Here is a 22,027-nt window from a genome sequence, read left to right as displayed (position 1 = left end):
CAGAATCCTTGATGGGTCGAAGTATCGGAGGCCTCCGGGGACGGAGCCCGGGAGGCGGAACTGCGAAGTGAGGGGCCGCGGCAGGGGATCCCCGCCTTCGGCTTCAGCCCTCGGGGAGCCGGTCGGAGGTGGAACCGACGACGTATCCGAGGCGGCCGATGGGGGCCACGGCGTGCGACAGGAGACTGTGGGCCCGGCCCGACGCGACGGCTTCGGTCTCGGCACGGACGAACAGGACGAGCTCGATGCCGTGCGGGACGGCGTGGGCGCGGATGTGCTCCAGGGCGTGGTCCGGGCGGGCGTGGGCCCAGAGGAGGTCCTGCAGCAGATGGGCGTCCCGGTGGGTGCCCGCGCTACCGGCCGCGCTGAGCAGGTGAGCTTGGACCAATCGCAACAGCCTCAGTCCCAACCGATGCCGTCGCCGAAGGACTCACCCGTGGACGCGTCGGTGGACGCCACGACCGACGCCCCGATGCCGTCCCATCCGATGCCGTCGCCGATCGGCCGGCCGGTCGCGGACCCGGTCGCCGTCACCGTGGACACCGGCTTGTCGTCCCAGCCGATCCCCGTGAGGCCGGTGGCGAGTGCCCCGTTCAGTGCGACGGGCGCCGCGAGTGCGCACAGCGTCAGCGAAAGGGCGGCAGGAGCGAGCAGGCGAGTGGTCCAAGACATGGCGGTCCCCCGGGATGGCCGTGCGGCGATTGAGTGGAGTACGACGAGAGGCGAGAGGCAAGCGGCGAGAGGCGAGAGGCGAGTGCGGACCAGCGGCCCTACGGTCAGGCCGTCGGCGGGATCCGTGCTCCCCGTCGCCCTTCCGGTGAGCACCATCCTGTTCGAGCGCGGCGCGGCCCGGAAGGGATTCGCCCTGGCACCAAGTGGCCTGACCCCTTGGTGCCAAGTCGCCCAGTGGCACGGATGATTCGCGTGCGCTTGTAGTTCACTTCTGCCCCCTGAGATGATCGTGCGGCAGACGGCACCCTTGGTCTGTTCGAAACGGCGGGGGACTGAACGCATGCTGGAGTTCTTGGGGTTGGACAGTCACACGGAGGCGGTCTACCAGGAGATGCTCGCCAGACCGGCCGGCGGAGTGGCCGAACTGTGCGGGCTGCTGGGCCTGCCGGAGAGCACGGTCAGGGGATGCCTGGACCAGCTCGCCGATCTGCAACTGCTGCGGTCCTCACGGGACGACCCCGGCGCACTGCGGGCGGTCAGCCCGGAGCGCGGACTGGAACTGATCCTGCGCCGCCAGGAGGACGAACTCCTGCTCCGCCAGCAGGAACTGGCGCTCGGCAAGGCGGCCGCGGCGAGGGCCGTGGCCGAGTACGCCTCCTTGCACACCGACGGCGCGGCCGGGGGCGCTGCCGACGCCACGGAGCGACTGGTCGGGCTCGACGCCATCCAGGCGAAGCTCGAAGTGCTCACGGAGGCGCTCAGCGAGGAGTGCCTGTCCGTCATGCCGGGTGCCGCCCAGTCCCAGTCCAGCCTCGACGCGTCCCGCCCGCTGGACGAAGAGGCACTGGGCCGCGGAGTCAGCATCCTGACGCTCTATCAGGACAGTGCGAGAAACGATCCGGCGACGTACGCCTATGCCCGGTGGATGACCGAGCTGGGCGGCATGGTCCGCACCTGTCCCGTCCTGCCGCCCCGCCTCCTCGTCTTCGACCGCGAAGTCGCCATCGTGCCCCTCGATCCGACCAACAGCCGTCTGGGCGCCCTGTGCACCCGGGAGCCGGGGATCGTGGCCTCCCTGGTCGCCCTCTTCGAACAGACCTGGCACACCGCCGTCCCCCTCGGCACTGCCCAGGCTCAGGGCACCCAGACGGGTCTCACCCCCGGCGAGCAGGAGCTGCTGAGGCTCCTCGCCGCCGGAATGACCGACGAGAACGCCGGGAAACGCCTCGGCATCTCACTGCGTACCGTCCGCAGGCAGATGGCCTCGCTCATGGAACGCCTCAACGCCTCCAGCCGCTTCGAAGCGGGCCTGAAGGCCGCGCAGAGCGGCTGGCTCTGACCCGTCAGTTGAAGGTGTTGGTCTGCGTGTTACGGTCGCCGATCTGCACGCCCTTGGCCTCCCGGGCATCCACCACCTGCGCCGGGGCGTGCGGACCGGCCGTGCCAAGCTCCCGCAGCAACGACAGGGCGGCGGCCAGGATCTCCTCGTCCCGATCGGCACCGGACGCCGTCAGCTCCTCGCGCAGACGGCCCTGCCAAGACTCGGGATCGGCCTCTGCCGCCTCCAGGACGTGCGCACTGCCCGCACCGCGAGCGGCCAGGCGCCGCCGTACCGCCTCGCGCAGATCGCAGTACGCGTCCCGGATGACGCTGCTCGCGGTGTCGGTGAGCCCCGCCGAGGTGCCGGCCGCCAGCGCGGCCACCACCAACTCCACACCAGTCATGTTCACCCTTCGTAGCTGATGGACCCGGCATCGGAAATGCGGTCGGGCACGGTGAGTTCGGCCGTCCGGGGATCCGGAATCCAGCCGGACGCGGCGCGCCGGAGCTGCCACGTCTCGGACCAGGCTCCCGTCACCTGACGTACGGACCGGCCGTCCTCCGCACCGGCCCGGATGGTCAGCTCACCCCACGGAACGTGGCCGCTGAAGGAGTTTCCGGCGGCGATGTCGGAGGCGCCGAACCGCACCGGCCCCTGCTGCCCGCCGATGTAGGTGCCGATGTGCAGGTAGGTCAGGTCGCGCCATCGACCCGCGCCGAGCCAGCTGCCACTGCTCAGCATCGCCCGCACACCGAAGCCCGGCGTGCCGTCGCGCTTGCGGGCCGCGAACTCGTTCAGGTGGGGGCCCGTTCGCTCGATGTGGCGCGCCAGCGGGTGGTAGTCAGGGACCACACCGTCGGGTTGGAGTGTCCACTCCTCTTGCCGGTCGCCGGAGACCACCAGGCGCGCGGGCACTTCGGAGGGCGGAGAGGGGATGTCGAACCGCAGCCGCAGGAACGGCTCTTCCCGCTCGCCGTTGCCGACGATGCCTGCGGCGTGCCCCGTCAGGGTGTTGGCATCGCCGCGGACGTGGTCGGACGCGGTGATGAACGCCTCGCCGAAGTGGCGGTAGGGTCCCGTCGGTTCGACTCCCTCCGCGTACCAGGCGAAAGCGACGCCGGACAGGTCCGGGCAGTGCAGGAAGTTGGCGAACTTGACGCAGCGGACGCCGACGAGCGAGCCGTCGTCCGCCGAGACTGCCCGGTAGCAGCTCACATGTGGACCAGAATCGAACACGTTCTCTCCCCGTCAGACCTCGGCCTCTTGAGCGCCGTCGGGTAGACAGCGCAAGAGGTACACGCCCGCCTCGCCCACGGCACACAGGAGCGGCTGCGTGGGATGCCAGGCCAGTTGCAGCAGCGGGCTGAAGACGCGCAGCCCGCACCAAGGCGTGTCGCCGCCCGGACGCCAAAGCCACAGGCGGTTCTCCCCGATGTCCGTGGTGGCCAGGGTGCCGTCGGGCGCGAACGCGCAGCTCGTGACACCGCTGGCATGACCTCCCAAGGTCTGGCGCAGCGCACCCGAAGCCGCGTCCCAAACCTTGGTCGTCCGGTCGTGTCCGGCCGAAGCGATCAGCGTTCCGTCGGGTGAGAACGCGCAGCTGCTGACGAGGTCGGTGTGGCTCGCGAGGACCGCGCGGGTCGCTCCGGTGCCGGATTCCCATACCCGGACCGTGTGGTCGTGGCTGGCCGAGGCGATCAGGGTGCCGTCCGGGGAGAAGGCGCAGGCCGAGATCGCGCCGGTATGACCGGTGAGCACGCGGACTGGTTCTCCCCCGGCGGTCCTCCAGATCCGGACCGTATCGTCGTGGCCGGCTGACGCGATCAGCGTGCCGTCGGGTGAGAACGCACAGGAGGTGACGAGGTCGGTATGGCCGGTGAGGACGGTGCGCAGCGTTCCGGTGGCCGTCTCCCAGACCTGCACCGTGTGGTCGTGGCTCCCCGACACGACCAGCGTGCCGTCGGGTGAGAACGCGCAGCTGCTGACGAGGTCGTTGTGGCCTTCGAACATCTGCCGCAGGTCGCCGCTCACCACGTCCCAGATTCGGACCGTGCGGTCGTGGCCCGCCGACGCGACGAGCGTGCCGTCCGGGGAGAACGCGCAGGCGTACTCCCACTTCACCACGTGCTGCACTTGGCGGGTCTCAGCCTCTGTCTGCCAGAGGAGGACCCTCCAATCGTGGCCGGCGGTGGCCAGGAGCGTGCCGTCCGGGGAGAACGCGCACGAGGTGACGGCCTCGGAGTGCCCGGCGAGCACACTGCGCTCGGTGCCGGTCGCCACGTCCCACAGCCGGGCGGTCTGGTCGTACCCCGTGGTCGCCAGCAGCGAGCCGTCCGGGGAGAAGGCGCAGGCCGACACCGCCTCCGTGTGCCCGGTGAGCACGCTGACGGGGCTGACCGTGGTGACGTTCCAGAGGCGGACGCTCCGGTCGTGGCCGGCGGTGGCCAGGAGCGTGCCGTCCGGGGAGAAGGCACACCCGGTGACGGCCTCGGAATGGCCTGCGAGCACACTGCGCTCGGTGCCGGTCGCCACGTCCCACAGCCGGGCGGTCCGGTCGTACCCCGTGGTCGCCAGCAGCGAGCCGTCCGGGGAGAAGGCGCAGGCCGACACCGCCCCCGCGTGGCCGGTGAGCACACTGACGGGTTCGGCCGTGGTGGGGTCCCAGAGGCGGATGCTGCGGTCGTGGCTGGTGGTGGCCAGGAGCGTGCCGTCCGGGGAGAAGGCACACGAGGTGACGGCCTCGGAGTGCCCGGCGAGCACACTGCGCTCGGTGCCGGTCGCCACGTCCCAGAGCCGGACGCTGCGGTCGTGGCTGGTGGTGGCCAGGAGCGTACCGTCCGGGGAGAAGGCACAGGCCGACACCGCCTCCGTGTGCCCGGTGAGCACACTGACGGGGCTGACCGTGGTGACGTTCCAGAGGCGGACGCTCCGGTCGTGGCTGGCGGTGGCCAGGAGCGTGCCGTCCGGGGAGAACGCGCAGTGACTGATCCCGTACGTGTGACCGGTGCCCACCCCGTACGTGTGGCGGGTGAGGGTGCGAAGTACGCCCAGGGCGGCCTGATCCGGCGGCGGCCAGGCGGGAACCAGCAGTGGAGCGGCCAGGTGGGAGCGGTAGTCGGCCGCTGGGGACCGGAGCTCCGGGACACCGCTGAGATAGCAGTGGAGCGTGGCGTCCAAGGCCTCCGGTGGATCGCTCGGCGTCAGCAGGTCGGTCATCGACCCGAGCGCTCGCCGCAGGGTCCGGGCGACGCCGGTGGGCACGTCGGCCAAGTCGGCCTCGACAGGCACGGACGAACCCAGCTTCGTCGCTTTCGCCGCCACCCAGCGGAGGTCGCACACCAGGGAGTTGCGCTCTTCCGCCCGGCCTGAGCGCGCCAGATGGTAGGGCAGATGGTGCCAGAGGTACGTGACGTCCCGGGGCATGGACCACCAGCGCGTCCCCGGCTCCCTGGAGGCGGGCAGAAGCTCTGCGGCCGTCCGCACCATCTGCTCGTGGCGGGCTTCGGTCTCTTCCCCCGTCAGCCGGTGGCGCAGGAAGGAGCCGATGATGTCGTGCAGCCGCACCGCCGGCGCGCCATCGCGCCAGCCTGGTTGGACGAGCCTCAACCGGACGAGCCGGGCGCGCAGCTTCTCGGCCTCGGTCGCCGATAGTCCGCCCGTGGTGCGCCACAGACGGAAGAGGATCTCAGACGGGAGGTTGGAGTCCTCGGGGATGATGGCCAGATCGAAGTAGCAGCTGCGCTCGTGCGGCGTGAGCAGCGCCAGGCTGGCGTCCACGGTGGCCGCGATCGCGTGACTCCGGTCGTCCTCGTCGCCGGGATCCAGGTCGAACATGGCCGGGCCACCGCTGCGCAGTTGCCGAAGCACCCACTGCACCGCCTGCCGTACGTCTGCCCCTGCGGCCAGCTGGTCGAGCAGGGCGGCGTTCACCAGGCTCAGCAGCAATGGCCACCGGCCCGTGGCGGCGACGAGCCGGCCGAGCAGGTCCCGGGGCACTTCACCCACGCCCTCGGTCAGTGCGGCGATCGCCTGATCGTCCGTCATTACATCCACGAAGACAGACACTCCTCTCCGAGGCGCGACACCCGAGTTGCGGGTGGTGACGAGGCGTCGGCAGGCGCGTCCACCGATCATGAACGGTGCGAGCTGCTCCGGCCGCCACACGTCGTCGACCACCATGAGAGTTGCGTCGCGGGCATCGAGCAGCTCACCGAGTCGCCCTCCGGCGACTTGGGGATCGGCAGTCTTCACCCCATCGCCTGAGAGCATCTCACAGAGCCCGCCGATCAGTTCGGCCAATCGCGCGCCGTGCCGTCGCTCGCCCACCGTGACCCAGAGCAGCCCGCCGGTGAAGCGTTCGGCCACCCTGGGGTCCTGGCAGAGCAGTGCCGCCAGCGTTGTCTTGCCGAAGCCGCCCGCGCCTTCGATGGCCGTGGTCAGTGTCGTGGGCCCCGCGTCGTCCCGGGTCACTCCGTCGAACAGCGCCGCGGAGAGGTCCGGCCGTGCGATCAGCGGGCCGGGCAGTGCCGGCGCCATCCACGGCCGGAAGGTTCGCGGGCGCGCGGCGTACACGTTGACCTGAACACCGCCGTCGCCGATCTGCACACCTTGCGCGTCACGCGCGTCGACGGACGCACGAGCAGCCGACTCCTCAATGATGACCGACCACCTCATTATTCACCGCAGGTTGGCCACGCAACTCGCTTGCCACATCTGATGCTTGACGTGCCATCAGGCATCAGTGTGCCGACTGTCGGGTCCCGCCGGTAGGCCGGGAACGTGGCGGGCGTGCGGCCGGTCTCCACGATCCCGCCCCTCGGCCGCGAGGGGGCCGAGCGCCGCGGCGTCAGGTGGTACGGGCTCCCCGGATCGCTGTGCCCGCGCTGTGGAGGCTGGCGAGGGACTGCCTGTACGAGGCCACCAGGCCGACTTCCAAATGGCTGATCCCGAGCTCCGCGCAATGGCTGCGGACGATGCCCTGCGCCTTGCGGAGGTGCGGGCTGGGCATGCTGGGGAAGAGGTGGTGCTCGATCTGATAGTTCAGTCCGCCGAGAACGATGTCGGTGAGCCTGCCGCCCCGGACATCGCGCGAGGTCAGCACCTGGCGGCGCAGGTAGTCGGTCCCGTCCGTGCTCCGCACGGTCGGCATGCCCTTGTGGTTGGGGGCGAAGATGGAGCCGAGGTAGATGCCGAAGAGGCCCTGGTGGACCACGAGGAAGGCGATCGCCTTGGTCGGCGGCAGCACCAGGAACAGGGCACCGAGGTAGGCGAAGACGTGCGCGAAGAGGAGGGTGCCTTCCCAGGCCCGGTTCCTGAGCGACTTGTCGGCCAGTGACCGGATCGCGGACAGGTGGAGGTGAAACCCTTCCAGCGTGAGCAGGGGGAAGAACAAGTACGCCTGGAAGCGGCCGAGGAGCCGGGGCAGGCCTCGTGCGGCGCGTGCCTGGTCCTGCGTCCAGACGAGGAAGGTCGGAGCGATATCGGGGTCGAGTTCCTCGTTGTTGGGATTGGCGTGATGGCGGGAGTGCTTGTCCTGCCACCAGCCGTAGCCCAGGCAGATGCCGAGGTTCCCCGCGAGGCGTCCGGAAACCTCGGTGGCCTTCCGCAGCCGGAAGACCTGCCGGTGCGCGATGTCGTGCGCCAGAAGGCCGACCTGCCCGAACACGAAGGCGAGGAAGGCGGCGACGGGCAACGTCCACCAACTGTCGCCGATCAGCACGAACGCCACCCAGCCACAGACGTAGAGCGCCGTCACGATGGTGATGCGCATGGCGTAGTGCGCCGGTCGGCGGTCCATCAGCCCGGCGGCCCGGATCTTCCTGGTGAGGCGGGCGAAGTCACTCCCCGTTTCCAAGCCTGCGGGTGAGGGTGTGGTCGTGGGGCCCGTCGACTCTGGTGAAAGCATGATCGGAGGTCACCTTCCGTGATGGACGGTCGCCAGATCGTGGCGCTCCGGGGCAGGGCCAGGCGCGCCGGACTGGGCGCCCGGACACCCCTCACTCATATGCTCCACCCGGATCCGGGGGTTCTGCTGACCGACGACCTCTTCGGCCACTCCCGCGTCACGGACCGTGACGGTCGTTCCGTCGCCGTGACGGTCGCTCCATCGGTGACGGCCCGCCCGTGGTCGAGCGCGAGCACCGCGCCCGCATGGGCGATGGGGCCGTACGGGGCACTCGGCTCGTCCGGACGGTTCCCGCCCTGGAGACACACCCGGACCGGGACCGGATCCGGAGCGGGCGCACCGGCGCTACCTCGTGTACGTCACGAACTTCGGCGACGGCACGGTGTCGGTTCTCGACACCGCCGGCAACACCGTCACCGACACCCTCGACGGCTTCTCCACTCCGGTGGGAGTGGCGATCGGCACCAGGACGGCCGGCGACACCCCGACCGGCCTGGTGCCGAAGGCGGAGCGGTACGCGAAACAGTACTCACGCGGACCCGCCGGCCCGGCCGGCGGACGGGCGGCCTCCTTTGCCCGGTGGGGCGCGGTGTGCCGCCGGGCGGAGCGGTCCACCGACGGGGAGAATGGCGGCCGTGAAGGGCAGAGGAAGCACCGCCGCAGGCGCCTCTCCCGGCGCTGCGGGCAACAGCGGCGGGCGGGCGCCCCGGCTCCGGTTGGCCCCGGACAAGGCAACCACCTTCACAGCCATGGTCGTCGCCGTCGCGATGATCTTCGTGGACCAGACGATCGTGAGCATCGCCGCTCCGAGCATCATCGAGGAGCTCGGCCTCTCCTCGTCGGGGATGCAGCGGGTGGTCAACGCCTACCTGCTGGCGCTCGCCGCGTTCTTCGCACTCGGCGGACGGCTCGCCGACATCTTCGGGCTGCGCCGGATGCTGGTGGTCGGCACGCTCGTCTTCGTCACCTCGTCCGCATTGTGCGGTTCGGTGCCGACCGGGGAATTCGCCGAGGGCTGGCTCGTCCTCTTCCGCGCCACCCAGGGGCTGGGCGCCGCGCTGGTCTTTCCCGCGGCGCTCGCCGTCGTCATCAGCGCCTTCCCGGTCGACGAACGCGGCCGGTGGCTGGCCCTGTTCTACGTCCTCGCCGGATCGCTGACCGCCCTCGGCCCGCTGCTCGGCGGGTGGCTGACCGCCTGGACCTGGCGGGCGATCTTCTGGGTCAACGTACCCATCGCCGTCCTCTCGCTCGTCCTCACCGCCGTGGCCCGGGTCCCGAACGTCCGGCGGCCCGAACGCCTCGACCTGCCGGGCGCCGTACTCGTCGCCGTGGGCCTCGGGCTGAGCGTGCTCGGTCTCCAGCAGGCGTCCTCCTGGGGCTGGTCGTCCCCGGCGACCTGGGCGTGCATCGTCGCCGGCCTGGCCGTCCTCGTGCTGTTCTGCCGGCACGAGCTGCGGACCGACCAACCGCTGATCAAGCTGCGGGTCTTCCGTGACCGTGCGTTCACGGCCGATGTGCTGGTGCTGTTCTTCGCGATGGTCGCCTTCGTCCCGGTCATGTTCTTCGCCTCGGTGTACGCGCAGATCTGCATGAGCGCCTCGCCCGACCAGGCCGGGCTCTACCTGCTGTACTTCTTCGCGGGTTTCGGGCTCTCGGCGCAGCTGGGCGGCCGGATCCTCGACAAACGGGGCGCCCGGCCCGCGATGATGCTCGGCAGCGCGGTCGGCTGCGTGGGCTTCGCCCTGTGGGCCTGGAAGCTGACCGACCTGGCGCCGCACGACCAGTGGCCCTACGCCGCGCTGGCCGGAGCCGGCATCGGCCTGCTGCTGTCCCCGGCCGCCACCGACGCCGCGAACCGGTCGATCGACGCCTCGTACGGTGAGGTCACCGGTATCACGCAGACCGTACGCAACTTCGCGGCCGCCGTCGGCATGGCGGTCTTCGGGTCGGTCCTCGTCCACGTCACCACCAGCCGGGTCACGACGACACTGACCACGACGGGCATGGCGGAGCCGGCGGCCCGCAGCGTGGCCCGCGGGGTCGCGGAAGCGATCACCGGCCACCCGGACGACCACCGGCCCACCGGCGGCGGGCCGACCGCCGCGGCGCTGCGCAGCGCGGGTCAGGCCGTCCGCATGGACTTCGCCGTGGCCAACCAATGGGTCTTCTACGGCATGGCCGCCGCCATGGGCGCGGCATTCCTGTGCACGTTCCTGCACCCGGGGACGCGGGTGACGGGCGGGCCCGGTGAGGCCGCGGAGGCGGGCCGTCCGCTCAGCTCCCGCTCCTGCGCGACGCCCGCCAGGCCTGGAGGGCGATGGAGACGCCGGAGCCGATGACCCATACGACGGTGGGCCAGGCGGAGATCCGCTCGAACAACCCCTGGACCCCCGGATCGGGCCGAAGGCCTGTGAAGACGGTGAAGACGAGGGTGGTCACACCGCACGCGACGCCGAGGCTGCCCCAGAGCGGCCGGTGCGCCCGCCGGATCAGGCCGCCGAGCAGCAGGGCGCCCACGCCGCCGGTGAAGAAGCACGTGCCGGCGGACAGGAGGTGGAGGGCCGGGCGGAGGTTGTACGGGTTGAAGCCGCTGGACAGGAGTCCCAGACCGCTGACGGCGAAGGCGCCGAACGCAAGATTCCGTGCCCGGCCCGGTGCCACGATCGCCGCGTTGAGCAGCGCACCCGCGGTCAGGCAGGCACCGCCGATGATCCAGGCGGCGTTGGCGTCCTCGTGCAGGGGCGAGCAGAAGCGGACCCCTCCGACGTGTCCGCACCGCGTGACGCCGAGCGCCGAGATGATCTCGTGCACCAGGCTCTGGTTGGTCGCGCGCGGAAGGACGATCAGGTTGTTCACGATGAACATCTGGACGAGGGAAGCCCAGAGGATTCCCCCGGCCACGAGTCGTTTCGACGCCGTGATGGTGAGCTCGCGCATGTGAGGGACCGATCGACGGAGAGTTCCCGCACCCGGCGGATTCGGGTCGCGCCGCCTGGGCCTTCGGGTCTGTGCAGCCGTCAGACCGTCCGGTGACCGCTCGTCACAGTGTGTCCCCTCACGGGCCGTCGGGGCGTCACCCCGGTCCGGCGAGTCTGCGCCCGAGGTGCCTCCATCGCAGCCCCGTCTGCCCGGACGGCGGGGCGTGGACGTGCCCTACGCGAACCCGCCCCACACGGCTGCTCCGCTCCGCGCGTCACCGGCAGCGGTGTCGATCCGGTACGTGTCGTCCTTCGCATCGCGTCCGCCGGCGGCGTGGTCGTACTGGCCGGCGAAGACGTGCTCGCCGGGCGGGACGGCCCTGCCGGGTTTGAGGGTCCACCGGTAGACGAGGAAGTGGCCTTCCTGGCGGGTGGAGAGGTCGAAGTCCGCGGCGGGGCGGGTCCGCCAGCCACCGGTGTCCCTCACCCCTTCGGTGAGGGCGATGCGCAGCTCCACGACGAGCGCGGTGAGCGGTTTCCCCGTCTTGAGGGTGACGTTGCTCTGTGCCCAGTAGGCGTTGCTGTGGGGGTCTACGGAGCCGTCGGCCCAGAGCGGACGGTCAGGGTCCGGCTGCCCTGCGTCTGCGGCGCCGCGCGTCCGTCGGCGGGCTGGGCGGCGGCCGTCGGGTTCCGTGGCGGGTCCGGGGTGTGGACGACGGCGACCACCGTGAGGGCGCTCAGCGCCAGGGTTCCGGCGGTGGCCAGGGTCGCGAGGACGATCCCCGGCCCGGACGGGGTGCGGGTGCGCTCGCGGTTCCACGGCTGGCGGGTGGTGCCGGGACGGGCCGTGCCGCGCTCCACCCGCGCCAGCATGCGGGCCCGGTCGGGCAGGTGGGCTTCGGCGCTCTCGCGCAGCAGGCCGCGCAGTTCGTCGGTCACCGGGCTCCCCTTCCCACCAGCTCGTCGGCGGCCCGGGCGCCGAGCAGCCGCTGCAGTTCCGCCGTCCCCTTCGAGGTCTGGCTCTTCACCGTACCCACCGATATCCCGAGCGCCGCCGCGGTGTCCTTCTCCGAGAGGTCGAAGGCGTACCGCAGTACCACGCAGGCGCGTTTGCGGAACGGCAGCGTGTCCAGCGCGGCCCGTACGTCCATGACGGCGGCCATGTCCGGGCGTGGTGGCGTTCGAAGAACGCGTGGACATCCGCGGCCGCCTCATCTTCGGTCATGGCCTCGGTACGGCCTCTCGGTGCGACGGGGGCGTTGTCGGGCAAGTGCCGGAGCGTAGCAGTCCGCTCGATCGTCCGTTCGGATGTCCGGGTTCGCCCGGTCCTGGTCCGCACGGTGCCGCCCATCAGCCCGTCGGGTTCCAGCCGTCGGTGCCGGCCAGGTAGGCGCGGGCGGTGTGGGCCGCGGCCCGGTCCGGGCCCAGCTGGGGCCGGTTCGCTCCGGTTCCGGCGCCGGGGCCCGTGTGCGGCGCGGCGAGGTATCCGCCCGGTCCGCCGGCCGCGGCGCCCCGGTCGCGCAGGGTGATGTTGACGTGGTCGTAGACGGCGGTGGCGTTGCCGAAGACGAAGACGAAGTCGCCGGCGACGAAGCGGTGGCGGAAGTACTGCCGGTACTGGCCGGTGGCGGAGGGGGCCCAGTTGAGGACGGTGTCGCCCGCGGTGGCGGCGTCGACGGCGGCCTGCACGGAGCGGTGGACCGCGGAGCCGCCGGTGGTGCCCGTACCGCTCGCGGCCCAGCCGTCACGGGCGGGCAGCACGCCGTGGGCGAGGTCCGCGGGTGCCACGGCATCGGCCTGCACGACCAGCGGCACGGCGCCGAGCCCGGCGGCGACCAGGACGGCCACCGCGACCAGGACGAGCCTTCGGCGTCCGGTCGGGCGGCGATGGGGGGAAGCGGACATGGGCGGGGGCTCCTCGGGATGGGGCGCACTGTTCACCCCTCAGTTGCCGCCGGAGCCCGAAAGGTTGCCGCGCATCCGCCGAAACCTCTCGCGGCCTCTTCGACCCCGCACCGACCCCGTGTCCCCGCCCGCGCCGTCTCAGAGGTCCGGCCGCTCGGCGGTGGGGGCGTCGTGGGCGGTCTCGTAGACGATGAGTTGCTGGCCCGGGGCGGCGCGGACGTCGAAGGATTGGTACGTCACGGTCAGGGGGCCGGCCAACGGGTGGTGCAGGTGCTTGGTGCCCTGGGTCTTGCCCAGGACCTCGTGGGTGGTCCAGAGGCGGGCGAAGTCCGGGCTGTTGGCGGTGAGGGTGCGGACGAGGGACCGCAGGCGCGGGTCGTCCGGCGTGATGCCGGAGGTCTGCCGCAGGTGGGCCGCGGTGGCCCGGGCCGTGGAGGCCCAGTCGGTGTAGAAGCCCCGGCCCGCGGGGTCGAGGAAGACCATGCGCGCCAGGTTGTCCGCCGGCGCGAACGGTGAATGCAGGTCCTCGGCCCGGGGGTTGGCCGCCAGGATGTCCAGGGTGGCGTTGATGACGAACGCCGGGGAGTCCGCGAAGCCGTCCAGGAGCCGGCGGAGGGCCGGGCTGATCCGGGCCGTGACCGGCGGGTCGGCCGGGGGCGTGCCGCCCAGGCGGTGCAGGTGGGCGTGGGTGTCGGGAGCCAGGCGCAGGGCCCGGCCGAGGGCGTCGAGGACCTGGGGCGAGGGATGGCGTTCGCGGCCCTGCTCCAGCCGGGCGTAGTAGTCCGCGTTCACCCCGGCCAGGTCCGCGACCTCCTCCCGGCGCAGGCCGGCGACCCGGCGTACGCCGTGGCTCACCAGGCCGACGTCCTGCGGCCCCAGGGCGGCCCTGCGCGCGCGGAGGAACTCTCCGAGGAGATTGCCGGGCACGGGGGCGGGGGCGGGCATGGGGGCGGGCGCGGGCGCGGGCATGGGAGCGGGCGCGGGCATGGGGACGGTCACTGCCAAGGACACGGGCATGGCCACAGGCTAGGGGGTGGGGAGGTGTGCTGCCTGGGTGTGCCGCGTCCTGGTTGGCCGGACGCCGCTTCCACAGACTCGGTCCGGCGGAGTCATCCGCTTCGAACGAGGAACGAGGAGCAGGACAGCTATGAGAACCGAAGCCAAGGTCGTGGCCATCACCGGAGCCAGCAGCGGGATCGGGGAGGCGACGGCCCGGCGGCTCGCTGCCGACGGCCACCGGCTGTTCCTGGGCGCGCGGCGCACCGACCGGCTCGACGCGCTGGTCCGGGAGATCACCGAGGCGGGTGGCACCGCGGCCTTCCAGCGGCTGGACGTCAGCGACGCCGCCGACGTACGGGCCTTCGTGGCCGCCGCCCGGGAGCGGTACGGCCGGGTGGACGTGATGGTCAACAACGCCGGGGTGATGCCGCTCTCGCCACTGGACGCGCTCAAGGTCGACGAGTGGGACCGGATGATCGACGTGAACCTGCGGGGCGTGCTGCACGGCATCGCCGCCGCCCTGCCCGTGATGCGCGCACAGGGCGCCGGGCACTTCGTGAACGTCGCGTCCGTCGGGGCGTACGAGGTGTCGCCGACGGCGGCCGTCTACTGCGCCACGAAGTTCGCCGTACGCGCCGTGTCCGAAGGGCTGCGCCAGGAGTCGGACGGCACCGTGCGGGTCACTCTGGTCTCGCCGGGCGTGACCGAGTCCGAGCTGGCCGACGGGATCTCCGATCCGGCCGCCAGGGAGGCCATGAAGGCCTACCGCGCCGTGGCGCTGCCGGCGTCGGCCGTCGCCGACGCCATCGCCCATGCCGTCGCCCAGCCCGCCGAAGTCGACGTCAACGAGATCGTCGTACGTCCTGCAGGGAGTGCCCGATGACCGCAGGGAAGTACGAGTACGAGTACGGGTGCGGGCACGAGGACCTGCTGAACCGATTGCGGGTCCTGGAGGACAAGGAAGCGCTGCGGCGGCTCATGATCCGCGGTTGGCGGGCGCTGGACCGCAAGGACTGGGGGGCCTGGATCGACTGCTGGGCCGAGGACGCGGTGCTGGAGTTCGGGCCGTGGGGCGAGGTCCACGGGAGGGAGGCTGTGCGGGCGAAGGTGGCGGAGGCGGAGGCGCACTTCCCGAGCATGCAGCACCACATCCTGAACATGGACTTCCAGGTGGACGAGGACCGGGCGACGGGCATCGGGTACATGTGGTTCGTGGCCGTCACGCGGAGCGAGCCGAGCACGTCGACCTACTCCATGGGCGGTCCGTACGACTGGGAGTTCCGCCGGGGTCCGGAGGGCGGCTGGCTCCTGGTCCGCCAGCGGCTCGGCGTCTGGTGGACCGACGGGGAGGAGACGCCGCAGGGCCTCGCCGGGCCGGGCGGCCGGTGACGCACCCGCGTTCCCCCGGGGCGTGACCCGCCTGTTCGCGGGTCAGGTCGGCGCTCGGCGAGGAGGGCGCGCAGGAGTTCCGGTTGCTCGTGGAGTTGCGCGTCCGCCTGATCGCTCATTCCGTACGCGCTCCTCCGGTGGCCGCCGCGGCGGCCACCGCCGCACACCACCCCCTTGTGGCGCACGCCCGTGAGCTGCGGGGCGACCGGCCCGGTCGGCACCGTCCGGGTGTCCGCAAGATGCGCGGCGCCGGGTCGCGGCGGAGCATGACCGTGAGCCCTGACCGACCATCGGCGATCCGCTCGCAGCACCTTGCCGGCACCTCCAGGAACGGATGGGACACGATGCAGACCCAGAGGTACGAGCTGGTCTTCACGGACGGTCCCGAGGAGGGGCAGGACATCGTGGTGGTCTCCGTGACCGACCGGATGGGTCCTGGCGGCCACCCCGTGTACGCCGACGAGACCGGCATCGTCAGGGCCGAGATCAGCGACCGCGGCGAGGTCCGCGTGCTGCCGAGCGGAGGCGGCCAGGAACCGGCCCGGCAGGTGCGGGCACGGGCCCTGCCGTCCTGACCCCGTCGGCGTGACCGTAAGAGCGCCCGTGCCCGGCATCCCCGCCACGAGCGCCGCGGCGAGGCCCGGCTCCCGGCGGTGGTGGCGACCCTCGCGGCCATCGGCCTCTCCCTGGCCCTGCCGCAGCAGCTCCCGGCCGCCCCGCGCTACCTGCTCCCCGCGCTGGAAGTACTGCTCCTGCTGCCGCCCATGCCATCAACCCGCGACGGCTGACCCCCAGACGAAGACGTTCCGCGTACTGTCCCTCGCACTCGTCCTCACCATCGCGGCCGGCAACCTGGTGGCCCTCGGTCCGACTGGGTGCCCACGCTCATCGACTACCTGTACGTGTCCGTCACCAACTCCACCGCCTTCAGCCCGACGGACACCATGCCTCTGTCCACGCGGGCGAAGCTCATGATGGCGGTGCAGAGCGTGGCCGCCCTGATGACCTCGCTCCTCGTGATCGCCCGCGCGGTGAGCAATCTGAACTGAGCCGAAGTGTGCGGAGACGGACTCCGGCACGCCGGGGCGCGCGGCCCCGCCCGTGCGGACGGCTCCGCCCGTGCGTACGGCCCCGCCGGGCTCCCCGGCGGAGCCGCGCCCGTCCGGAACGCGGAGGTGTGCGTCAGATCGAGCCGACGACCTTGCGCGGGGTGATGCGGACGACGACGCGGGGGGCGTCGTCCTTCGACGCCGGGTTGAAGTCCGCGTAGTCCTTGCCCGTGTACTTGCGCGAGAGGTCGTCGATCAGTTCCTGACCGCCTTCCGTGGTCAGCGAGGCCGAACCGCGCACCTCGGCGTACGTGTACGGCGCGTTCGCCGGGTTGATCATGACCGTGACCCGGGGGTCGGCACGCAGGTTCTTCTCCTTGCGGCGGCCGACGGTCGTGGAGAACAGCAGGTCTTCGCCGTCCCGGGTGAGCCAGGTGATCGACAGTTGCGGGCTGCCGTCCGGCTGGATCGAGGCCACGGTCGCGAAGACCGGGCTGTCGTCGATGAGCTTCTTCAGGTCGTCGGAGAGTTCGGCGGACACTGAGCGGGTTCCTTCCCTCGGCTGGCTGCTGTCCCCGGACCGACCTGCGCCGGTGGGGATCAGCAAGGGCAGCCTGCAAAATCGCGGCTGCCCCCGGCAAGTTGCCGCGGACCCGGAGCCCGCCGCGCACCGCGGTTCGGGGCGCCCCCGCACCGGGGCGTGGCCGGGCCCGTCGCCCCCGGCCCGCCCGATCGCGGTGCTTCGGAACCTCCACCCGTACGGCCGCATCCGGACGACGGGGGCGTCCGGACCGCGCCCCCTCCTACTCCCCCAGTCGGGTGTTGATCAAGTACTCGGCCTCCTCGGACAGCTTCTGCCGCCGCCCGTCCTCGCCCTCCTGCCGCATTTCCCCCCGCAGCGCGAGCTCGGTACGCAGGATCGTGGCTCTGGGCACCGGGACCCTCTGGCCCGGCTTCTCCGTGAACGGCTGCAGTTCCGCCGCCAGGGCGTGTGCATCGTCCGAAGTGCCACGCCGCAGGGAAAGGAACACCCGGGCAAGCCAGTCAGCCGGAACCTGCACCATGAAGTCAGTCATGCAGGAGCAACGATCCACGCCCTTGCCCGTGACGGCAGACGACCCGCACGGCCCACGCTGCCGGCCACCTCCTCCGGTGACGGGCGAAGCCGGCGGGGCGGTGCGTGCAGGAGCCGTTCGTCGCGGCCACGAGTCCGCATACCACCTGGTTCACCCGCAGATGGAGGCCCGAGGGGTCCCGCCAGGCGGCTGCGGCTCATCCGCCCCTGGAGCGCCAGCAGCCGGAAGGCCCGCTCCCACTCCGTCCGGGCCTGTCGACTCCGCCGGCCTTGACCAGGCGTGTTCAGTCGGGCGCTCAAAGCCATTGCAAGATCAATGGCACCCGGCACGGGCCGGTTCCCACAGGAGGTTGCACCATGCCCCAGAGCGACGACTGCGAGGACCAGCCGGACCTGGTCATCAACACCCTAGGTGGCCAGGAAGACACCCAGGACGCCCAGGACTGCGCCGAGCCGGCCCCGCAGACCGCACCCCGGGGCTTGATGGACCAGGGTCAGATGTAGCCCGACCCGTCCCGGCGGGGGTCGACCCCGCCCCCGGGATCACGGAGCGCTCGCGACAGGAGTGCCCGTTTTGCGTTCTACCTATCAATAGGTAGAGTGGCGTCATGAGCAGCACCCGCACCCGCCTCCTGGATGAGGCGACCCGCATCGTCCGCCGTCGCGGCTACGCCGGTTTCAGCTATGCCGATCTGGCGGCGGCGGTGGAGATCAGGAAGCCCAGCATTCATCACCACTTCCCGACCAAGGCCGATCTGGGGCTGGAGATGGTGGTGGCCTACAGCGCCACGTTCCTGGGGCGGCTGCGCGCGGCCGAGAAGGGTGGCGCAGGGGCGGCCGGACTGCTGGAGTTCTACGCGGGCCTGTACCGCGAGGGGCTCACGGAGGGTCTGGCGTGCCTGTGCGGGACGCTGGCAGCCGAGACCGAGGCGGTTCCGGCCGAGGTGCAGGCGGCGGTGGCGGGGTTCTTCACCGCAAACCTCGACTGGCTGGAGGCGCGGATCGCGCAGGGCGCGGCGGACGGAGAGCTTGCCGCGGCCGCGGATCCCCGGCGTGCGGCGCAGGGATATCTGGCGGCGTTGCAGGGTGCGGTATTCACCGCACGCGCGCTGGACGACCCGGCACTGTTCGACGGCGTGGCGGGCTCGGCACTCGCGGCGCTCAAGCACTGAACGGCACTGGACCGAGCGGGCCGGCCTTCCGGCGGTCGCCTCTCACTGAAACCTACCAACTAATAGGGAGATTCGTCATGTCCGACTTCACCGGCAAGAAGCTCGTCGTCATCGGCGGCACCAGCGGCATGGGGCTCGCCATCGCCCGCCGCGTCGTGCGGGACGGCGGCAGCGCCGTGGTCGTGGGCCGCAGCCAGGAGCACGTCGACGCGGCGGTCGCGGAGATCAGCCCGCTCGGGCCGATCACCGGCATCGCCGCCGACATCACCGACCCCGACGACCTGGCCGCCTTGCGGAAGACCCTCGCCACCGCGCACGCCGACGCGTCGCTGCTGGTCAACGCGGCCGGGGTGTTCGCACCGAAGGCGTTCCTGGACCACACGGAGGCCGACTACGACCGCTACCAGGCGATCAACCGGGCCACCTTCTTCCTCAGCCAGACCGTCGCCGCCGGGATGGTGGAGCAGGGTACCGGCGGGGCCGTTGTCAACATCGGGTCGATGTGGGCACACCAGGCCATCGCCGCCACTCCGTCTTCCGCGTACTCGATGGCCAAGGCCGGGCTGCACTCGCTGACCCAGCACCTGGCCATGGAACTGGCCCCGCACGGCATCCGGGTCAACGCCGTCGCACCCGCCGTCGTACGCACCCCCATCTACGAGGCCTTCATCCCCAAGGACCAGGTGGACGCCGCCATCGACAGCTTCGACGGCCTGCACCCCCTGGGCCGGGTCGGCACCCCCGAGGACATCGCCGCGACTGCCGCACTGCTGCTCTCCGAAGAAGCGGGCTGGGTGACCGGGGCGATCTGGGACGTGGACGGCGGCGTCATGGCCGGCCGCAACTGAGCGGAAGGCGGGGCACGACCGGGCAGCCGCACGGGCGCACCGAGCGGCTGACCCGGTGCGTCGGCTCGGCTCGGCTCGGACTCCCTGCCCGGCGGTGGAGACATCACACCGTGCCGAGGCGGCGGAATTCATGGACGGCCCGGGGGAACGAAGCCGAGAGGATGTCCGATTGCAGCTGCCCGTCGAGGGAAGCCGCGAGGAACTGCGCGCAGGGAACATCGAAATGCTCCCAGCGGTCACCGCGCGCCTCGTTCACCATGACGGTCCACCGGTCGGGTTCAAGGCCCGGCTCGACGAGCCAGTAGAGGCACTCGCCGTTGTCCGTGGTCGCCCAGGGGATGACTCGGGCACCCGCCGCCTCCAGCTCCGCCGGCTTCCTCTCGAATTCCCAGAGGCCTTCGAGGTCTTCGGCCTGGCTCTCCGCCCATGCGATGAGGTCGTAGTTCTCGTTCGGGCAGTCCGGCTCGAGGACGTACAGGTAGTCGTCCCAGTTGCTTCCCCCGTAGACGCGGATGAGCTCCTTGTAGTCAGAGGGAAGTTCGATGCCCAGGGTGCGCTCGACCTCCCCCCAGTCCTTCCGGCGGGGCTCGCTCGGGGCTGGGACGATGTCGTGAAGACGGGTCAGGGCGTTGGTCATGGCGGGTTCCTGTTACCGGTGTCCACGGGCCCGGCCGTCACCGCGGTGAGACGGTCCTCGGTGTCCCACCCGTGGCGCCGGATGACCGGTTTCCGGGAGTCCTTCGCCGTCCCTCATGCCGGCGTCGTTGGCTCGAGGCGCAGAAGCTCTTCCTCGGAGCAGCCGGAATCAGGGTCCTCCACCAGGCAGAGGTTGAAACCTCGCCCGTCGCGCCGGACCTGAGCCGACATGAGGCAGGCGCCTTCCGGATCCTCGATGCTCAGGGCGACGGTGTCGCCACTGGTGAACGCTTCGTCGGCGAACATGGAACCGGCGGCGGTCGGAGCGCCGTAGAAGCTCCAGTGCCCAGTTGCCGCGTCAGGGCACGATGTGCCTCCCAGCATCGCGCTGTTCAGGGCTTCTCCCGTCATTCCGCGGTCCGCCCCCAGATGCAGCCGAGCGCCGCCCGGACTCCTCCACTCGCCCGTGAGCGCCGACTGGTCGACAAGTGCCGCGACTCCACCTGCGTCGCCGCAGGCAACGCAGGCCCATGCCAACGCGGCGACCAGAACCGACCACCGTCTCGCTGAAGTACTCATCCGCATCCCCACCCCACACCCGACTGAACACGTTCAGAATAGGGGGCGGGTTGAGACGTCCTCACAGCGGGAGGGGCTGCTGGCTTCAACGCCTGGTTTCGGCCCCACTTTCCCCGGCTCTCGACGACGAGGTCAATTTTTTCCAAGCCAGGGCTGCCCGGTCCACGTACAGTCACGCCTCCGGAGTGCCCACTGAGCAGCTCAAGTGGCCGCCCAGCGGCTCCGGCTGGGCGGGTCGGCGAACCTGCCGGCAGCGGATGTTCACCCACGTCCACACCCTCGCCCGGCCGGCCACACCGGTTCGGGCAGCGCCCACAGGAGCCCGTATGCGCAGATTCCGCACGTCCTTGCTCGGTGCCGCGGTCGGCCTGGCCGTTCTGGCCGGTACCGCACAGGTGTCGAACGCGTCGCCGAACACGGCTGCGCCCACCCCGGCCCAGTACTTTCAGGCCGCCGCCAACACCGGTGTGCAGTTGGGGTATCCGGGGGTCATGGCGGCGATAGTCGACGGGTCGTCGAGGACCTATGTCACCGCCGGTTCGAACGTGCGCGGTTCCTCGACCCCGCTGGACCCGGCCGCGAAGTTCCGGATCGGCAGCAACACCAAGACGTTCACGGCCGCGGTCGTCCTCCAGCTGGAGGCCGAGGGCAAGCTGTCGCTGAGCGACACGGTCGCCAAGTGGCTGCCGAACGCGGTCAAGGCGAACGGCTATGACGGCAACACCATCACCATCCGGGAACTGCTCAATCAGAACTCGGGGCTGCCGGATTACATGCCGGCGTACAACTTCGACTACTACCTGATGCGCAACGTCAACGCGCACTACACGCCTCAGCAGCTCGTCAGCACGGCCCTGACCCAGAGGTCTCCGAAGCCGCTTCCCAGGACGTTCGAGTATGCGAACACGAACTACGTGCTCGCCGGAATGATCATCCAGGCGGTCACCGGCAATTCCCCGTCGGTGGAGGTCACCAACCGCATCATCACCCCGTTGAACCTGACCGGCACGAGCTACCCGGAATCGTCCGTGGACATCTACGGCAACTTCCTCCGCGGCTGGATGTGGCCGGCGGTGTGGTTCGGGTACCAGCCCCCGATCGCGGACGCGACCCGGTCCAACGTGGAACTGTTCGGCCCGGCCGGCGCGATGATCTCCACCCTCCAGGACCAGGGCACCTTCGAACGTGCCCTCCTGCAGGGGCAGGTGCTGCCGCCCGCCCAACTGGCCGAGTGGAAGACCAGCGTGCCGATCGGTACGGACACCCACAACCAGTACGGCCTCGGCGTCACCCACTGGCAGCTCCAGTGCCCCGACGGCCCCGGACCGTTCGTGTGGTCGCACGGCGGTGACGTGATCGGCTACCACAGCCGCTGGTTCGCCAGCGAGGACGGCACCAAGCAGGTGTTCTACGCAGCGAACGAGCACCACGGCCTGAACCTCGACGAGAGCGCCGGCAAGCAGAAGCTGATGGAGGGCGCCCAGAACGCCATGTGCGGGCTCCTCAAGCCGTAGGACTCACCGCGCAGCCGGTGTGGCCCGGTGTGCTCCGGGGATCCG

General features: G+C 71.1%; 26 protein-coding genes and 2 pseudogenes. 12 read left to right on the top strand and 16 right to left on the bottom strand.

Features of this window, described 5'->3' with window-relative positions; translation table 11 throughout:
* Window positions 1-103 precede the first annotated feature (103 nt).
* Together OG904_RS30645 and OG904_RS30640 are read right to left on the bottom strand one after the other, a co-directional pair.
* The gene (locus OG904_RS30645) at window positions 104-388 is read right to left on the bottom strand and encodes a hypothetical protein (RefSeq protein WP_405496512.1); all 285 of its coding nucleotides are present in this window, start codon (window positions 386-388) and stop codon (window positions 104-106) included.
* A gap of 11 nt (window positions 389-399) precedes the next feature.
* On the bottom strand, window positions 400-672 hold the full coding sequence (locus tag OG904_RS30640) for a hypothetical protein (protein ID WP_405496510.1): 273 nt from the start codon (window positions 670-672) through the stop codon (window positions 400-402).
* 358 nt (window positions 673-1,030) lie between these two features.
* Between OG904_RS30640 and OG904_RS30635 the strand changes: the two genes are divergently transcribed.
* Window positions 1,031-2,011 carry a LuxR C-terminal-related transcriptional regulator gene (locus OG904_RS30635; RefSeq protein WP_405496508.1) on the top strand — a complete coding sequence of 327 codons (981 nt, stop codon included), beginning with the start codon at window positions 1,031-1,033 and terminating at the stop codon, window positions 2,009-2,011.
* A gap of 4 nt (window positions 2,012-2,015) precedes the next feature.
* Here OG904_RS30635 and OG904_RS30630 read toward each other — a convergent pair whose 3' ends face one another.
* From OG904_RS30630 to OG904_RS30615, 4 genes are all read right to left on the bottom strand, one after another.
* Window positions 2,016-2,396 carry a hypothetical protein gene (locus OG904_RS30630; protein WP_405496506.1) on the bottom strand — a complete coding sequence of 127 codons (381 nt, stop codon included), beginning with the start codon at window positions 2,394-2,396 and terminating at the stop codon, window positions 2,016-2,018.
* Between the two features lie 2 nt (window positions 2,397-2,398).
* Window positions 2,399-3,208 carry a hypothetical protein gene (locus OG904_RS30625; RefSeq protein ID WP_405496504.1) on the bottom strand — a complete coding sequence of 270 codons (810 nt, stop codon included), beginning with the start codon at window positions 3,206-3,208 and terminating at the stop codon, window positions 2,399-2,401.
* 33 nt (window positions 3,209-3,241) lie between these two features.
* Window positions 3,242-6,598, bottom strand: a complete 3,357-nt coding sequence (locus tag OG904_RS30620; RefSeq protein WP_405496502.1) for an NB-ARC domain-containing protein — start codon at window positions 6,596-6,598, stop codon at window positions 3,242-3,244.
* 241 nt (window positions 6,599-6,839) lie between these two features.
* Window positions 6,840-7,898 carry a fatty acid desaturase family protein gene (locus OG904_RS30615; RefSeq protein WP_405496500.1) on the bottom strand — a complete coding sequence of 353 codons (1,059 nt, stop codon included), beginning with the start codon at window positions 7,896-7,898 and terminating at the stop codon, window positions 6,840-6,842.
* 352 nt (window positions 7,899-8,250) lie between these two features.
* On the opposite strand from OG904_RS30615, the pseudogene OG904_RS30610 reads away from it, so the two are divergent.
* Window positions 8,251-8,346: pseudogene (locus OG904_RS30610) on the top strand (hypothetical protein); the annotation flags it as partial.
* A 178-nt stretch (window positions 8,347-8,524) separates the two neighbouring features.
* On the top strand, window positions 8,525-10,237 hold the full coding sequence (locus tag OG904_RS30605) for an MFS transporter (RefSeq protein WP_405496498.1): 1,713 nt from the start codon (window positions 8,525-8,527) through the stop codon (window positions 10,235-10,237).
* Here the strand turns inward: OG904_RS30605 and OG904_RS30600 are convergent.
* The 6 genes and pseudogenes from OG904_RS30600 to OG904_RS30575 all read right to left on the bottom strand — a co-directional run bounded on the left by OG904_RS30600 (window position 10,173) and on the right by OG904_RS30575 (window position 13,648).
* Complete coding sequence (locus tag OG904_RS30600) at window positions 10,173-10,835, bottom strand: DUF998 domain-containing protein (protein ID WP_405496496.1); 663 nt, start codon at window positions 10,833-10,835, stop codon at window positions 10,173-10,175. The genes OG904_RS30605 and OG904_RS30600 overlap by 65 nt on opposite strands.
* Before the next feature lie 216 nt (window positions 10,836-11,051).
* On the bottom strand, window positions 11,052-11,333 hold the full coding sequence (locus tag OG904_RS30595; RefSeq protein WP_405496494.1) for a hypothetical protein: 282 nt from the start codon (window positions 11,331-11,333) through the stop codon (window positions 11,052-11,054).
* A gap of 74 nt (window positions 11,334-11,407) precedes the next feature.
* Window positions 11,408-11,755 carry a hypothetical protein gene (locus OG904_RS30590; protein WP_405496492.1) on the bottom strand — a complete coding sequence of 116 codons (348 nt, stop codon included), beginning with the start codon at window positions 11,753-11,755 and terminating at the stop codon, window positions 11,408-11,410.
* Window positions 11,752-11,985, bottom strand: a pseudogene (locus OG904_RS30585) (sigma factor-like helix-turn-helix DNA-binding protein); the annotation flags it as partial. The gene OG904_RS30590 and the pseudogene OG904_RS30585, both read right to left, overlap by 4 nt.
* A 181-nt stretch (window positions 11,986-12,166) precedes the next feature.
* Window positions 12,167-12,721 carry a hypothetical protein gene (locus OG904_RS30580; protein ID WP_405496490.1) on the bottom strand — a complete coding sequence of 185 codons (555 nt, stop codon included), beginning with the start codon at window positions 12,719-12,721 and terminating at the stop codon, window positions 12,167-12,169.
* 138 nt (window positions 12,722-12,859) lie between these two features.
* On the bottom strand, window positions 12,860-13,648 hold the full coding sequence (locus OG904_RS30575) for a helix-turn-helix transcriptional regulator (RefSeq protein WP_405498361.1): 789 nt from the start codon (window positions 13,646-13,648) through the stop codon (window positions 12,860-12,862).
* 220 nt (window positions 13,649-13,868) lie between these two features.
* Here OG904_RS30575 and OG904_RS30570 point away from each other — a divergent pair, with 220 nt between their 5' ends.
* The 5 genes from OG904_RS30570 (at window position 13,869) to OG904_RS30550 (ending at window position 16,158) form a co-directional block, all read left to right on the top strand.
* Window positions 13,869-14,603: an SDR family oxidoreductase gene (locus tag OG904_RS30570; protein WP_405496488.1), complete on the top strand. Its 735-nt coding sequence runs from the start codon at window positions 13,869-13,871 to the stop codon at window positions 14,601-14,603.
* The gene (locus OG904_RS30565; RefSeq protein ID WP_405496486.1) at window positions 14,600-15,109 is read left to right on the top strand and encodes a nuclear transport factor 2 family protein; all 510 of its coding nucleotides are present in this window, start codon (window positions 14,600-14,602) and stop codon (window positions 15,107-15,109) included. Before OG904_RS30570 ends, OG904_RS30565 begins: the two co-directional genes overlap by 4 nt.
* Window positions 15,110-15,453: 344 nt before the next feature.
* On the top strand, window positions 15,454-15,684 hold the full coding sequence (locus OG904_RS30560; RefSeq protein WP_405496484.1) for a DUF6296 family protein: 231 nt from the start codon (window positions 15,454-15,456) through the stop codon (window positions 15,682-15,684).
* 78 nt (window positions 15,685-15,762) lie between these two features.
* Entirely contained in the window at window positions 15,763-15,897 is a 135-nt protein-coding gene (locus OG904_RS30555) for a hypothetical protein (protein ID WP_405496482.1), read from the top strand.
* 87 nt (window positions 15,898-15,984) lie between these two features.
* Window positions 15,985-16,158 carry a hypothetical protein gene (locus OG904_RS30550; RefSeq protein ID WP_405496480.1) on the top strand — a complete coding sequence of 58 codons (174 nt, stop codon included), beginning with the start codon at window positions 15,985-15,987 and terminating at the stop codon, window positions 16,156-16,158.
* A gap of 133 nt (window positions 16,159-16,291) precedes the next feature.
* Here the strand turns inward: OG904_RS30550 and OG904_RS30545 are convergent, their stop codons facing one another.
* Together OG904_RS30545 and OG904_RS30540 are read right to left on the bottom strand one after the other, a co-directional pair.
* Window positions 16,292-16,699 carry a PPOX class F420-dependent oxidoreductase gene (locus OG904_RS30545; RefSeq protein ID WP_405496478.1) on the bottom strand — a complete coding sequence of 136 codons (408 nt, stop codon included), beginning with the start codon at window positions 16,697-16,699 and terminating at the stop codon, window positions 16,292-16,294.
* A gap of 262 nt (window positions 16,700-16,961) precedes the next feature.
* Complete coding sequence (locus tag OG904_RS30540) at window positions 16,962-17,234, bottom strand: hypothetical protein (RefSeq protein ID WP_405496476.1); 273 nt, start codon at window positions 17,232-17,234, stop codon at window positions 16,962-16,964.
* 356 nt (window positions 17,235-17,590) lie between these two features.
* Between OG904_RS30540 and OG904_RS30535 the strand changes: the two genes are divergently transcribed.
* The 3 genes from OG904_RS30535 to OG904_RS30525 all read left to right on the top strand — a co-directional run bounded on the left by OG904_RS30535 (window position 17,591) and on the right by OG904_RS30525 (window position 19,253).
* Entirely contained in the window at window positions 17,591-17,737 is a 147-nt protein-coding gene (locus OG904_RS30535; RefSeq protein ID WP_405496474.1) for a hypothetical protein, read from the top strand.
* Between the two features lie 104 nt (window positions 17,738-17,841).
* Window positions 17,842-18,405, top strand: coding sequence for a TetR/AcrR family transcriptional regulator (locus OG904_RS30530; RefSeq protein WP_405496472.1), 564 nt, complete (start codon window positions 17,842-17,844; stop codon window positions 18,403-18,405).
* 77 nt (window positions 18,406-18,482) lie between these two features.
* Window positions 18,483-19,253, top strand: a complete 771-nt coding sequence (locus OG904_RS30525; protein ID WP_405496470.1) for an SDR family NAD(P)-dependent oxidoreductase — start codon at window positions 18,483-18,485, stop codon at window positions 19,251-19,253.
* Between the two features lie 103 nt (window positions 19,254-19,356).
* On the opposite strand, the gene OG904_RS30520 is transcribed toward OG904_RS30525, so the two are convergent.
* Window positions 19,357-19,890 (bottom strand): SMI1/KNR4 family protein, encoded by a 534-nt coding sequence (locus OG904_RS30520; protein ID WP_405496468.1) that lies wholly within the window; start codon window positions 19,888-19,890, stop codon window positions 19,357-19,359.
* A gap of 113 nt (window positions 19,891-20,003) precedes the next feature.
* Window positions 20,004-20,300 (bottom strand): hypothetical protein, encoded by a 297-nt coding sequence (locus OG904_RS30515; RefSeq protein ID WP_405496466.1) that lies wholly within the window; start codon window positions 20,298-20,300, stop codon window positions 20,004-20,006.
* Between the two features lie 494 nt (window positions 20,301-20,794).
* On the opposite strand from OG904_RS30515, the gene OG904_RS30510 reads away from it, so the two are divergent.
* Window positions 20,795-21,982: a serine hydrolase domain-containing protein gene (locus OG904_RS30510; RefSeq protein ID WP_405496464.1), complete on the top strand. Its 1,188-nt coding sequence runs from the start codon at window positions 20,795-20,797 to the stop codon at window positions 21,980-21,982.
* The last annotated feature ends 45 nt before the right edge of the window (window positions 21,983-22,027 follow it).

This window comes from Streptomyces sp. NBC_00096 (assembly GCF_045041305.1).
Taxonomy (GTDB): domain Bacteria; phylum Actinomycetota; class Actinomycetes; order Streptomycetales; family Streptomycetaceae; genus Streptomyces.
The sequence above is the reverse complement of the archived record's forward strand: the minus strand, read 5'-3'. Positions and strand labels throughout refer to the sequence as shown.